This window comes from Microbacterium sp. SY138, assembly GCF_039729145.1.
GTDB classification, from domain to species: Bacteria; Actinomycetota; Actinomycetes; order Actinomycetales; family Microbacteriaceae; genus Microbacterium; species Microbacterium maritypicum_A.
Map to the genome: position 1 here is coordinate 1915017 of NZ_CP155793.1, position 11880 is coordinate 1926896.

Sequence of the window (11880 nt, forward strand, 5' to 3'; positions counted from 1 at the left end):
GTCCCGGACCTCGGTCCTGCGAGCACGCCCCCGAGGAGAACCATGGTCCACGCGCGCCACCCCCACGAATCGTCCCCACGCTGATGGGAAGCCTCTACTACGGCGACGCGAAGACTCCCATCCACATCGATGACCGCGCGCTCGCGCATCTCAAAGTGGTCATCGCCACCAAGCTCCGTCGTAACGAGAGCTTCACCCTCTCGTGGCGGCACCCGGACGGCGATGCGCCCGGACGTTCCACCCTGTGGCTGCATCCCTCGATCCCGCTCCGCTTCGTCTTCCAGGACGCACAGACGCCGGAGCTGAGCAGAAGGTGGATCGAAGAGCTGGCTCATTCCGCGAGTTCGAGCGGTGGCATCACGCTCGTCGAGGAACATCTCGAGAGCGTCACCGCCGACTGACGGCGCCCGACACCCTCCGAGCTGGACGCCGTCAGCGGCTGGGCTCACACCGCTTCGTCGCCGCTGGTGCTCACGGAGCGACGCGTCGTCGGCTCTCCGGTGGCGGGATCGACGAAGGTGCGCGACACCGTCTCGGTGCGACGCCGACGTGCGAGCAGCACGATGCCGATGAGGAAGACGACGACGCCGGCCCCCATCAGGATGTAGCCGACCATGTCGAGGTCGACCCAGGGAACGTCGACGTTGATTGCGAAGACGAGGATCGCCCCGATCACGAAGAGCGCGATTCCGCTGCCGATGCTCATGGTGCCTCCCGTTCTGCGGCGCGGTGCCGCACATCGAAAGCATGGCGTGGTGCGGCACCGCCGAGGAGGGGCTTGACATCCGCGCGCCCGTTCCCCTCCTCCCCTGTGTGCGGAGACCTCAGGCGGCGTCGGTCGCGGGCTGCTGCAGCCAGAGATCGGGGCCGAAGACCTCGTAGGCGATCCGCTCAGCGGGCACTCCTCGGCGCAGAAGGGTCGCTCTCGCGTTCCGCATGAACTCGAGGGGTCCGCACATGAACACGACCGCGTCTTCCGGCAGCTCCACATCGGTGAGGTCCATCCTGCCCGGAAGAGCGGGATGCAGGGTCGGGGCCCCGTCTGCGTCCTTCGCGTACCAGTTCTGTGCCCTGGCGTCGTCCATCGCGAGCACCTGACGACGAAGTGAGGGATACAGCGCGTGCGTGTCGTGGGCGCGGTCCGCATGGAAGAGCCGCACAGTGCGGCCGGGAGAACGTCGCGACAGGTCCTCGACGATCGCAGCGATCGGAGTGATGCCGATACCCGCCGACACCAGGATCAGCGGGTGCTCGTCGTCGTCGAGCACGACATCGCCTGCCGGCTGCGATACGTCGAGCACTGTTCCGGGATGCGCGTGCTCATGCAGCCAGGTCGACACCAGGCCGTCGGGCAGGCCGCCCTCACCGCGTACCCGCTTCACCGTCACCCGCAGCGAATCGCCTCGCGGCCCGGAGGAGATCGTGCATTGGCGCGGCTGTCGGGAGCCATCCGGCAGGTCGACGGCGATGGCGACGTACTGGCCGGTGCGGTGCGAGGCCACTGCCCCCTCCACGGGAGCGAGGAGCAGGGAGATGACGTCGTCGGACTCCACCACGCGCTCCACGACGCGGTATGTGCGCCACGGCTGCTCGGGATCGGTTCCGCCCTGCGCATAGAGCTTCGCCTCCTCCGCGATGAGCGAGCAGCCGAAGAGCCAGTAGACCTCGTCCCAGGCGGCTCTGACCTCGGGGGTGACGGCATCGCCCAGGACCGTCTGGACAGCGTCGAGGAGGTGGTGCCCGACGATCGTGTACTGGCGTGCCTGTATGCCCAGGGAGACGTGCTTGTGAGCGATCCGGCGCATGACGGGCGTGAAATCGGGGGCCTCGGGGTCGATGAGGTGGACGGCGAACGCAACCACCGATGCGGCCAGCGCCTTGGGCTGCTCGCCTATCGCCTGGTTTGCACGATTGAACACACGGAGCAGTTCCGGATGTGCGGCGAACATCTCGCGGTAGAACAGCGTCGTGATCTCGTCCGCATGCTGCGCGACGACTCCCGCGGTCGCACGCACGACCGCCTCGGACTCCGTTGAGAGTTTCATGACTTCCCTTCTCTTCATCGTCATGGTTCTCCCACCCTTTCCCGCGGCGAGGGTACGCGCCGGGTCTTTCACCGGGTTATTTCCGGTGGAAAGGAGTCCAGGACTGTTCGCGCCCGCCTATCCTCGCCACATGCCCCGTCGCGCCCATGACTTCCGAGGACTCACTCAGCCGCGTCGACTCCAGCTGCTGCACGCCATACAACAGGCGCCCGGCCGGCGCGCCGGCGCGCTCGCCGAGGAGAGCGGCATCCCGCTGAACACCGTCCGGGATCATCTGCGGGTGTTGGAGGACGAGGGGCTGATCCGCAGTGAGACACGAAGGTCCGGCGGTCGAGGGCGTCCGTCCGTCGTCTTCCATCCTGTGCGCGACGTGACATCGAACACCGTCACGCGCTCGCGCGTCGACGGGGCGAGCGAGCGGGGGCGGATGCTCCGAGCCGTGACGGACGATGCCCCGACTGCGCTCGAGGAGGACGCCCTGCGTCAGGTCGACGTCCTCTACGAACACCTCGACGACGCCGGTCTGGACCCCGTCGTCGATGAAGCGGCGCTGCGCTTCGACTTGGCTCCGTGCCGCTATCAAGGGCTGTTGGCGGAAGATCAGGCGCTCGTCTGCGACGTTCACGCCCAGCTCGTCCGCGACGTGCTCCAGCTCAGCGACGGGCCGCTCGAGATGCAGCGGTTGGATCCGTTCGTCTCGCCGCGGCAATGCCGGCTGTTGCTCGGGCGGAGGGAACCCGGGAGCGGTCGTGGCTGAGGAGTAGGGCGGGCGGGACTTGAACCCGCGATCGTTGGGTTATGAGCCCACTGCCTTAACCAGCTTGGCCACCGCCCCGTACTCCTCCCAGCCTAGCGGCCGGGGCCGTCAGGCCGAGGTAGCCGATGAGTGCGTCTGCGAGTGCCCCAGATAGATGTCGGCGTTGGCGATGAGTCCCGCACGCTCCTCGTCACTGAGTGCCCGACGCACCTTCGCGGGAACACCGGCGACGAGGGAACCGGCGGGGATCTCCGTCCCGCCGAGTACGACGGCGCCTCCGGCGACGAGGCAGCCTTCACCGATCACCGCACCGCTGAGGATCACCGATCCCATGCCGACCAGCGTGCCGTCGCCGATCGTGCAGCCATGGACGACCGCATTGTGTCCGACCGATACCTTGGCACCGATCACGACCGGGTGTCCGGCATCCACATGCACCGAGACGTTGTCCTGCACGTTCGAGCCGGGACCGATGACGATCCCGGCCGAGTCGCCACGAAGCACGGCGTTGTACCAGACGCTGGAACCGGCGGCGAGGGAGACTTCACCGATGATGCGCGCCCCGTCTGCGACGAAAGCCGTCGCGTCGATCGACGGTGTGCTGTTCGGCAGGGCGAGGACAGAGGCTCCGGACGCGATGCTCATGAGGCGAGACTACCCTCACTTCCCCGGAATCACGCGGAAGTGAGCCGAGCCTCAGCTTGCTTGCGGAATGTATGAGGCTGAGTAGCGTTGTCTTCATCAGATACGAGAACCCGTTCCAGAGGAGCACAAGATGAGCAAGGCACAGACCGTTTCCACCACCGCCATCGACCCGACCGTGGCTGCAGGGGCGGCCCAGTTCCTCTCCCCTGTCGTGCTCGGCCTCCAGGCGCTGACGATCAACGGCAAGCAGGCACACTGGCATGTCCGCGGCGCCAACTTCATCGGCGTCCACGAGTTGCTCGACACGATCGTCGCCCACGCCGGTGACTTCGCAGACACCGCCGCAGAGCGGATCGTCGCGCTCGGTCTGCCGATCGACGCTCGCGTCAACGCAGTCGCCGACAAGGCGGGAACCACCTCCGTCGCCGCCGGCTTCGCCCAGTCGGACGAACTGATCCGCGCCGTCATCTCTGACATCGACGCGATCCTCATCGACGTCAAGGCCGCCGTCGACGGCCTCGACGAGGTCGACCTCACCAGCCAGGACGTCGCGATCGAGATCCAGCGCGGCCTCGAGAAGGACCGCTGGTTCCTGGTCTCGCACATCGCCGCCTGATCTGATCGGCACAGCAAGGGGCGATCCTCGGTTCTCCGAGGATCGCCCATTCTTCGTGCGCGCTTCGTGCGTGCGGAAGATCAGCCGATGTGGGTGACGTATCCGGCCAGAATCGTGGAGCGAATGGGCATGGATCGCAGGTCCGCCCCTGTCGCCGTGCGAGGATCTGCAGCGCAGAGGGCGATGTCGGCGGGCTCGCCCGGACGCACCGACGAACGCACGCTCGCCTCGAGCGCCTGGTCGATCGTGATCCGTTCTTCCGGATGCCAGGGTTCCCGCGCGTCGTCCGTGCGCGATACCGCAGCCGCGATGGCCTGCCACGGGTCGAGCTCGGCGACGGGTGCATCGGATCCGAAACGCAGGTGCACGCCGGCATCGCGCAGCGATGCCAGCGGATAGCCGATCGCGGTCTGCTCCGCCCAGTGGCGATCCACCAGATCACGGTCGTCCACGGCGTGCTGCGGCTGGACGCTGGCGACCACCCCGAGGCGCGCGAACCGCGCGAGATCGCTGTGTCGGACGAGTTGCACATGTTCGATCGACCCGACGGCGCCCGTGGTGGTGAAGGCGTCGAGCGCCGAGGTGATCGCCCGGTCGCCGATCGCATGCACGGCCACGCCCAGACCAGCGCCTGTCGCCCGGGTCAGGAGCGCGACGAGTTCATCGGAAGGCACGGTGAGCATCCCGAAGTTGTCGGGGTCACCGGGATAGGAGTGCGAGCAGGCGGCGGTTCGCGTGCCCAGCGAACCGTCGGTGATGATCTTCAGCGGCCCGACGTGGACCAGGCCTCTACCCGGTGTCGGAACGTCGTGCTCCTCGCGGAGTTCTCCCGTGCGCAACCCGGCGCCGATCGCACGGTCGAGGTCGAAGGGGTAGACCGCGAACTCGACACGGTGCCAGGCGAAGCCGGCCTGGACCCGTCGCGGCCAGGCTTCCGCACTCCACGCCATGTCGAAGTCGACCAGGCCGGTGATGCCGCGCGCGGCGGCCTGCTCTCCAGCGCGCATCATGGCGCGGTCGCCATGGGCGGCGTCGACCGCGTTGAGGCGCCGCGAGATCTCGAAGGCGTCGGTCTCGCGGAGCACACCATCGTCGCTCCGGAACCCCTCACGAGCGAGCGCCGCGGTGTTGAGCCAGACGCTGTGGACGTCGGCATTGATGAGGTAGGTCGGGATATCCCCGGTCGCCGCGTCCAGGAGGTCGAGTGAGGGCCGATCCGACCACATGGCGTCACGGAAACCGGTGCCGACACGACGTCCATCCGGCAACGGGGCCACACCGCTCATCGCCGCGGCGGCAGCGGCGGCGGATTCCAGGTGACCGAGCGGCGCTCGTTCCGATGCCAGAGCCCATTGCACCGTGTGCACGTGGTTGTCCCAGAGCCCCGGAACGGCCCAGGCGCCATCACCGCGGATGACCTCGCCCCGCGCCGGCAATGCACCGGTCGGCGCGATGTCGACGATGCGCCCGTCGGCGATGAAGATGTCCACGGGCTCGTCATCCATCAGGAATTCACGCCCGGGGCCCGCGATCCGCACGGCCGTGATGGTGTCGATCGCCGCTCCGCGTTCTGTCACTGCTGTCGTCCTCCTCGGCGCGCGTCCTGTGCGCGCCGCATCTCCGCGGCGAGAGCCGGGTTGGAATACGGTCCGTCGGTCGACAGCGCGGCGATCACCGTCTCGATCGTCTCCGGCGGCTTGTTCTGACTGAGTTTCCTCTTGGCGACGACGCGGGTCGGCGTCAACCGGAAGCCGACAGTCCCCGAAGCGAGCCGCTCGATGTATCCCGGGTCATTCGGACGCTCCCACATACGCCTCGGTTCGGGCATCCGCGATTCGAATCGCTCCACCAGCCGGTCGAGGACGACGAGGTTCTCTTCGTCCGTGAGGATCTCGGGCACGCCGGCCAGATGCACGGCGGTGTAGTTCCACGTCGGCACGGCGGCGACATCGCCGTACCAGCCCGGAGACACGTAACCGTGTGGACCCTGGAACACCGCGAGCATCTCTCGCCGGCCCATGCCGTGGATGAGATCGTCCGGACGGCCGACGTGCCCGACGACGGTCAGGTCGTCGCGCGATTCGTCGAGGAGAACGGCGTAGTGAGAGGCGACGAGTCCGTCATCGCCCGCGCTCATGATCGTCGCCCACGGATTCGCCTCGATCACTCGGCGGATCTCGGTCACGTCGGCCAGCGTGAAGCTGGGATTCTGTCGCATTCGATCAGCCTAGAACGGATGGCGGTGGCAGGTGCGTGGTCAGGCCTGACAACGGGGGCACCAGTAGAGCTTGCGCGCGCCGATCTCCTCGAGGGCGATCTCCGTCCCGCAGATGCGGCACGGAAGCCCCGCGCGGTGATACACCCAGTGGCGGTCGTCGCGGTTTGCCATCGCCGCTCGATAGTCCGCACCGGTGAGACCGTCCATCGTCATCATCTGCCCGGTCTCCACACCGACGGCGAGCAGCCGCACCCAATCGTTCCAGAGCGCACGCACGACGTCTTCGGGCACATCCCGACCAGGTGTGTGCGGATTCAGCCGCTGCCGGAACAGCATCTCGGCCCGGTACACGTTCCCGATGCCGCTCACGACCGACTGGTCCATGAGCAGGAGTGCGATGACCGTCGGCTTCTTCCGGACCGCCCGGACGAACCGTTCTTCGTTCTCGACCGGATCGCCGACGAGCGGATCGGGCCCCAGCTTGGCGACGGTGGCGAGCATCTCTTCGGGCGTCTGCAGCACACAGGCGGTCGGTCCTCGGAGGTCGGCTGCGGTGATGTCGGTCATCAGGCGAAGGCGCACCTGCCCGACGACAGGAGGAGGCCACTCCATCCCCTCGTCGGCGAGGCCCTTCGTCTGCTCCGACATGCGCACATGCACCCTGGTGCGTCGAGGGGCTCCGATCGACGCCAGCGAGTTCTCCCCCGCATCATCGAGGATCGGCTCGTCGAGGACGGTACCCCGCTGGTTGGTCTGGCCCATCCGCCCGTTCGCCGAGGCGATGGTCGGGTCGACGAGGATCTCGCCCGCGAAATCCCACGCCCCGTACAGACCGAGGTGCACGCGGAGCCACAGATCGCCTTCCGTCTCGAGGAACATCTGCTTGCCGACGGCCTGCACGCTCACCGCCGCGCGCCCGTCGAGGACAGCGGCACCTTCGGCGAACCGGCCCTGCGGGCTGGAGGCGCTCAGCGTCTTGCCGACGAAGTTGCGGTCGAACTGACGAGCGATCCGGTGGACGGAATGACCCTCGGGCATCTCAGGCCCGCGGGTCCGGGAGCAGGGAGCCGTCGCGTTCGAAGTCCGCGATCTGGCCGATGCGCCGCACGTGACGCTCGTCTCCGGAGAACGGCGTCTCGATGAAACGGTCGATGAACGAGGTGACCTCGTCGTAGGTGTGCTGTCGTGCGCCGATGGAGATCACGTTGGCGTCGTTGTGCTCGCGGGCCAGTTCTGCCGTCGAGAGGTTCCACACGAGTGCGGCACGGACGCCTTCCACCTTGTTCGCAGCGATCTGCTCGCCGTTTCCGGAACCTCCGAAGACCACACCCAGAGCTTCGACGCCCGCCCGCTGATCGGCGATGACCGCCTGAGCCGCGCGGATGCAGAACGCGGGGTAGTCGTCGACCGCGTCGTACTCGATCGGACCGTGATCGACGACCTCGTGTCCGGCTGCGCGCAGATGTCCCTGCAGCTGGGTGGAGAAGTCGAGGCCCGCGTGGTCGGTGGCGATGTGGATGCGCATGACTCCCATCCTAGAAGTGCGCGTGCATCACCGAGAGGTCACGGGGCGACACCGGCCGCGGCCGGCTTGAAGCCCGCGCGGATGTTCTCGCAGCACCCGGGACGGCACACGTCGAAACCGCCAGGAAGAGAGGTGACATGCGCGCGCTCCTCGTTGGGACGGCCCTGGAGACGTTCCTCGATCAGGTCGACGATGCCCGTCACGAACGCGGGCGACACGCCCGGGGTGGGAGTGCGCGTGAAGGAGAGACCTGCTTCCTCCGCCGCCTCCGCCGCCTCGGTGTCGAGATCCCACAGGACCTCCATGTGATCGCTCATGAAGCCCACTGGTACGACGGCGACGGCCTTGCGACCGCGCTCGGGCAGCTCGCCGATCACGTCGCACACATCGGGCTCGAGCCACGGCTGCGAGGCGGGGCCGGAACGGGACTGGTAGACGAGTTCCCAGGACACATCGGCGGATGCCGGAACGGTCTGCCGCACGCGGTCCATCACCCAGGCGGCGACGGCGAGATGCTGTGCGGCGTACGCACCGCCTTCGCCCCAGTCGATGTCCCGTGCACCGGAGCGCTCGGCATCGGCCGTCGGGATGCTGTGCGTCGAGAAGAGGATCTGGATGTCGGCTGCGGCGACACCCTCGGCGAGGAAGCCTTCGACAGCCTCCCGCACGCCGGTCTCGAACGCTTCGACGAACCCCGGGTGATCGTAGAAGGGACGGATCTTGTCGATCGTCACGGTCTCGCCCAGGCCCGTCTCCTCGAGGATGCGGGCGAAGTCCTCGCGATACTGACGGCAACTGGAGAACGAGCTGTATGCACTGGTGGCGAAAGCCAGGAGGGTGTTGTGACCGTTGCCCGACGCCTCGGTGACGACCTCTTCCAGGTACGGGGCCCAGTTGCGGTTCCCCCAGTAGACAGGGAGCGTGATGCCTCGCTCGACCAGGGCGTTCTCGAGCGCCTGCTTGAGCACACGGTTCTGCCCGTTGATCGGGCTCACTCCGCCGAAGTGACGATAGTGGTGTGCAACCTCTTCGAGTCGTTCGTCGGGGATGCCGCGCCCGCGCGTCACATTCCGGAGGAACGGGATCACGTCTTCCTGACCCTCCGGCCCGCCGAATCCGGCGAGAAGGATCGCGTCGTAGGCGACCGGCGTGGTCACGAAGGGCGCACCGCCGGAGGCAGCAGGCGAAGCAAAGGGAACGACATTCGGCTCGATCGCAGTCACCCCTCCATCCTCCCACCTCGGCGGAGTGCGGGAGTGCGCGCATTCACCGTTTCTATCCGTTTCCGTTCCTGCGCCGCTGCGAGAGGGCATCCGTCGCACTGGCGTAGGCTGTCAGGGTTGCCGTCGGCGCCAACTGCGCCCAGCCCCGGTGACATCCCCTCACCCCTGGGAGTACAGCTGTGCCTGGAGAGAACCTCACCCGCATCGAAGCGCAGGAGCGCCGCGACGTCGTCGACACTCAGTCCTATGAAGTCGCCCTCGATCTGACCAAGGGCGCCGAAGTGTTCGGCTCCCGCAGCGTGGTGCGCTTCACCGCGACACCGGAGGGCTTCACCTTCATCGACCTCATCGCCCGCGAGGTGCGCGAGATCTCGCTCAACGGCGAGCAGTTGGACCCGAACGAGGTCTTCGCCGACTCGCGCATCGCGCTCACCGGGCTGCAGGCCGAGAACGTCCTCGTCGTGGACGCCGACTGCGAATACACCAACACGGGAGAAGGACTGCACCGCTTCGTCGACCCCGTCGACGGGGAGGTCTACCTCTACTCCCAGTTCGAGGTGCCCGACACGCGCCGCGTGTTCGCGGTCTTCGAGCAGCCCGACCTCAAGGCGACGTTCCAGTTCACCGTGACGGCACCGGCCGCGTGGAAGGTCGTCTCCAACTCCCCCACGCCCGAGCCCATCGTGCACGACGACGACGTCACCGCCACCTGGGGCTTCGAGCCGACCCCGCGCATCTCGTCGTACATCACCGCACTCGTCGCCGGACCGTATGAATCGACCTTCTCGGAGCTGACGAGCGCCTCCGGCCGTGTCATCCCGCTGGGCGTGTACGGCCGCAAGAGCCTGTGGCAGCACCTCGACGCCGACTACATCTTCGACAAGACGCGCGAGGGCTTCGCCTACTTCGAGTCGAAGTTCGGCGTGCCGTACCCGTTCGCCAAGTACGACCAGCTCTTCGTGCCGGAGTTCAACGCCGGCGCCATGGAGAACGCGGGAGCGGTCACCTTCACCGAGACCTACGTCTTCCGCAGCAAGGTGACGGATGCTGTCAAGGAGCGCCGCGTCGTCACGATCCTGCACGAGCTCGCCCACATGTGGTTCGGTGACCTCGTCACCATGAAGTGGTGGAACGACCTCTGGCTGAACGAGTCGTTCGCTGAGTGGGCGTCGACCATCGCCACCGCCGAGGCCACCGAGTGGACCGAGGCGTGGACCACGTTCAACGCCATGGAGAAGACCTGGGCCTACCGCCAGGACCAGCTCCCATCCACTCACCCGATCGTCGCCGAGATCAACGACCTCGAAGACGTGCAGGTGAACTTCGACGGCATCACATACGCCAAGGGCGGTTCCGTCCTGAAGCAGCTCGCCGCCTGGGTCGGCATCGAGGCGTTCTTCGCGGGCGTGTCGCAGTACTTCCAGAAGCACTCCTGGGGCAACACCGAGCTGAGCGACCTGCTCTCCGAGCTGGAAGCCACCAGCGGCCGTGACCTCGGTTCCTGGTCGAAGAAGTGGCTGGAGACCGCCGGCGTGAACACGCTCGAGCCGGTCATCGCAGAGGACCACGATGGAAAGATCTCGCGCTTCGCGATCACGCAGACCGCGCCGGCGGACTACCCGACGATTCGTCCGCACCGGCTCGGAATCGGCTTCTACACGCTGACCGACGGTTCGCTCACGCGCACGCACTACCTCGAGGTCGACGTCGACGGCGACCGCACCGAGGTGCCCGAGCTGCAGGGTCTCGCCCGGCCCGACCTCGTGCTGCTCAACGACAACGATCTCGCCTACGCGAAGATCCGCCTCGACGAGAAGTCGCTCGCCACCGCGATCGCGCACCTCGCCGACATCCACGACCCGCTCGCCCGCTCGCTCGTCTGGGGTGCCGCGTGGGATCAGACCCGCGACGCCGAGACCGGCGCCTCGGAGTACCTCGACCTCGTGCTGGGGAACATCGGTCGCGAGACCGAGTCGACGACGGTGCGCACCACGCTCGCCCAGCTGCGCACTGCGGCGACGCTGTACGTCACGCCGGCCGACCGCGAGGCGGCGCGGCTGAAGATCGCCGACGGCCTGTGGAGTCTCGCGGAGTCCGCCGAGCCGGGCAGCGACAGCCAGCTGCAGTTCGTCACCGCCTTCGCCAACGCGCTGGTCACCCCGGAGCATGCCGGCATCATCGGGCGTCTGCGCTCCGGCGAGGACACTCTGCCCGGGCTCGAGATCGATGCCGACCTGAACTGGCAGCTCCTCGTGGGCCTCGCCACGATCGGCGCGACGGATGCCGCGACCATCGATGCCGCTCTCGCCGCGGACAACACCGCCAAGGGCGGGGAGTTCGCGGCACAGGCCCGCGCCTCTCTCCCGGACTCGGCGTCGAAGAAGGCCGCATGGGCGTCGCTCATCGAGCGCGATGACGCCCCGAACACGATCGTCCGCTCGGCGGCACTCGGCTTCACGCACCCGTCCGGAGCAGCGGTGCTGAGCGAGTTCGTCCCCGCGTACTTCGACATGCTGCTCCCCGTCTGGGAGTCGCGCACCTATCAGATCGCGCAGTACCTGATCGTCGGGCTCTTCCCGACGGCTCTGGCCGACATCGCCCTCCGCGACGCGACCCGCGGCTGGCTGGCCGCCCACCAGGACGCTGCACCGGCACTGCGCCGACTCGTGCTCGAGAATCTGGCCGATGTCGAACGGGCGCTCGCTGCGCAGGCGCGCGACGCCGAGGACTGATACCGGAGTACATCCGAAACGGAGACCATCTGTCTCGCCCTGGGAGTGTCCACACCACGACACGCCCCGGCTGAGGCAGATGGTCTCCGTTTTCGCGTGCGGCATCCACCACCCAGCCC

General features: G+C 67.5%; 12 protein-coding genes and 1 tRNA gene. 4 read left to right on the forward strand and 9 right to left on the reverse strand.

What is annotated here, in order from left to right; all coding sequences use genetic code 11:
• Positions 1–83 precede the first annotated feature (83 nt).
• Positions 84–401 (forward strand): hypothetical protein, encoded by a 318-nt coding sequence (locus tag ABDC25_RS09105; RefSeq protein WP_021200532.1) that lies wholly within the window; start codon positions 84–86, stop codon positions 399–401.
• Positions 402–445: 44 nt separating this feature from the next.
• Here the strand turns inward: ABDC25_RS09105 and ABDC25_RS09110 are convergent, their stop codons facing one another.
• Both ABDC25_RS09110 and ABDC25_RS09115 read right to left on the reverse strand, forming a co-directional pair.
• A complete protein-coding gene (locus ABDC25_RS09110; RefSeq protein ID WP_021200531.1) occupies positions 446–706 on the reverse strand; it encodes a DUF6458 family protein in 261 nt (86 codons plus the stop codon).
• Positions 707–824: 118 nt separating this feature from the next.
• Positions 825–2045, reverse strand: coding sequence for a globin domain-containing protein (locus tag ABDC25_RS09115; protein ID WP_347125880.1), 1221 nt, complete (start codon positions 2043–2045; stop codon positions 825–827).
• On the opposite strand from ABDC25_RS09115, the gene ABDC25_RS09120 reads away from it, so the two are divergent.
• Positions 2044–2802, forward strand: coding sequence for a helix-turn-helix domain-containing protein (locus ABDC25_RS09120; protein WP_084487379.1), 759 nt, complete (start codon positions 2044–2046; stop codon positions 2800–2802). The genes ABDC25_RS09115 and ABDC25_RS09120 overlap by 2 nt on opposite strands.
• 4 nt (positions 2803–2806) lie before the next feature.
• On the opposite strand, the gene ABDC25_RS09125 is transcribed toward ABDC25_RS09120, so the two are convergent.
• Positions 2807–2880, reverse strand: a tRNA-Ile gene (locus tag ABDC25_RS09125).
• A 30-nt stretch (positions 2881–2910) separates the two neighbouring features.
• A complete protein-coding gene (locus ABDC25_RS09130; RefSeq protein WP_021200528.1) occupies positions 2911–3447 on the reverse strand; it encodes a gamma carbonic anhydrase family protein in 537 nt (178 codons plus the stop codon).
• 130 nt (positions 3448–3577) lie between these two features.
• Between ABDC25_RS09130 and ABDC25_RS09135 the strand changes: the two genes are divergently transcribed.
• Positions 3578–4063 carry a DNA starvation/stationary phase protection protein gene (locus tag ABDC25_RS09135; protein ID WP_347125883.1) on the forward strand — a complete coding sequence of 162 codons (486 nt, stop codon included), beginning with the start codon at positions 3578–3580 and terminating at the stop codon, positions 4061–4063.
• A gap of 80 nt (positions 4064–4143) precedes the next feature.
• Here the strand turns inward: ABDC25_RS09135 and ABDC25_RS09140 are convergent, their stop codons facing one another.
• From ABDC25_RS09140 to ABDC25_RS09160, 5 genes are read right to left on the reverse strand one after another with little or no spacing between them, the layout of a single operon-like run.
• Complete coding sequence (locus ABDC25_RS09140) at positions 4144–5640, reverse strand: amidohydrolase family protein (protein ID WP_347125885.1); 1497 nt, start codon at positions 5638–5640, stop codon at positions 4144–4146.
• Positions 5637–6281 (reverse strand): FMN-binding negative transcriptional regulator, encoded by a 645-nt coding sequence (locus ABDC25_RS09145; RefSeq protein WP_029259196.1) that lies wholly within the window; start codon positions 6279–6281, stop codon positions 5637–5639. The genes ABDC25_RS09140 and ABDC25_RS09145 overlap by 4 nt, the downstream gene beginning before the upstream one ends.
• A 39-nt stretch (positions 6282–6320) precedes the next feature.
• Positions 6321–7319 (reverse strand): DNA-formamidopyrimidine glycosylase family protein, encoded by a 999-nt coding sequence (locus tag ABDC25_RS09150; protein WP_021200524.1) that lies wholly within the window; start codon positions 7317–7319, stop codon positions 6321–6323.
• 1 nt (position 7320) lies between these two features.
• The gene (locus ABDC25_RS09155; protein ID WP_021200523.1) at positions 7321–7806 is read right to left on the reverse strand and encodes a ribose-5-phosphate isomerase; all 486 of its coding nucleotides are present in this window, start codon (positions 7804–7806) and stop codon (positions 7321–7323) included.
• A 38-nt stretch (positions 7807–7844) separates the two neighbouring features.
• Positions 7845–9029 (reverse strand): ferrochelatase, encoded by a 1185-nt coding sequence (locus tag ABDC25_RS09160; RefSeq protein WP_021200522.1) that lies wholly within the window; start codon positions 9027–9029, stop codon positions 7845–7847.
• 179 nt (positions 9030–9208) lie between these two features.
• Between ABDC25_RS09160 and pepN the strand changes: the two genes are divergently transcribed.
• The gene (gene pepN / locus ABDC25_RS09165) at positions 9209–11761 is read left to right on the forward strand and encodes an aminopeptidase N (protein ID WP_347125888.1); all 2553 of its coding nucleotides are present in this window, start codon (positions 9209–9211) and stop codon (positions 11759–11761) included.
• Positions 11762–11880 lie beyond the last annotated feature (119 nt).

Coding starts and splice junctions, on each gene's coding strand:
- ABDC25_RS09105 (WP_021200532.1), top strand. CDS start 84: ATGGGAAGCCTCTACTACGGCGACGCGAAGACTCCCATCCACATCGAT.
- ABDC25_RS09110 (WP_021200531.1), bottom strand. CDS start 706: ATGAGCATCGGCAGCGGAATCGCGCTCTTCGTGATCGGGGCGATCCTC.
- ABDC25_RS09120 (WP_084487379.1), top strand. CDS start 2,044: ATGACTTCCCTTCTCTTCATCGTCATGGTTCTCCCACCCTTTCCCGCG.
- ABDC25_RS09115 (WP_347125880.1), bottom strand. CDS start 2,045: ATGAAACTCTCAACGGAGTCCGAGGCGGTCGTGCGTGCGACCGCGGGA.
- ABDC25_RS09130 (WP_021200528.1), bottom strand. CDS start 3,447: ATGAGCATCGCGTCCGGAGCCTCTGTCCTCGCCCTGCCGAACAGCACA.
- ABDC25_RS09135 (WP_347125883.1), top strand. CDS start 3,578: ATGAGCAAGGCACAGACCGTTTCCACCACCGCCATCGACCCGACCGTG.
- ABDC25_RS09145 (WP_029259196.1), bottom strand. CDS start 6,281: ATGCGACAGAATCCCAGCTTCACGCTGGCCGACGTGACCGAGATCCGC.
- ABDC25_RS09150 (WP_021200524.1), bottom strand. CDS start 7,319: ATGCCCGAGGGTCATTCCGTCCACCGGATCGCTCGTCAGTTCGACCGC.
- ABDC25_RS09155 (WP_021200523.1), bottom strand. CDS start 7,806: ATGCGCATCCACATCGCCACCGACCACGCGGGCCTCGACTTCTCCACC.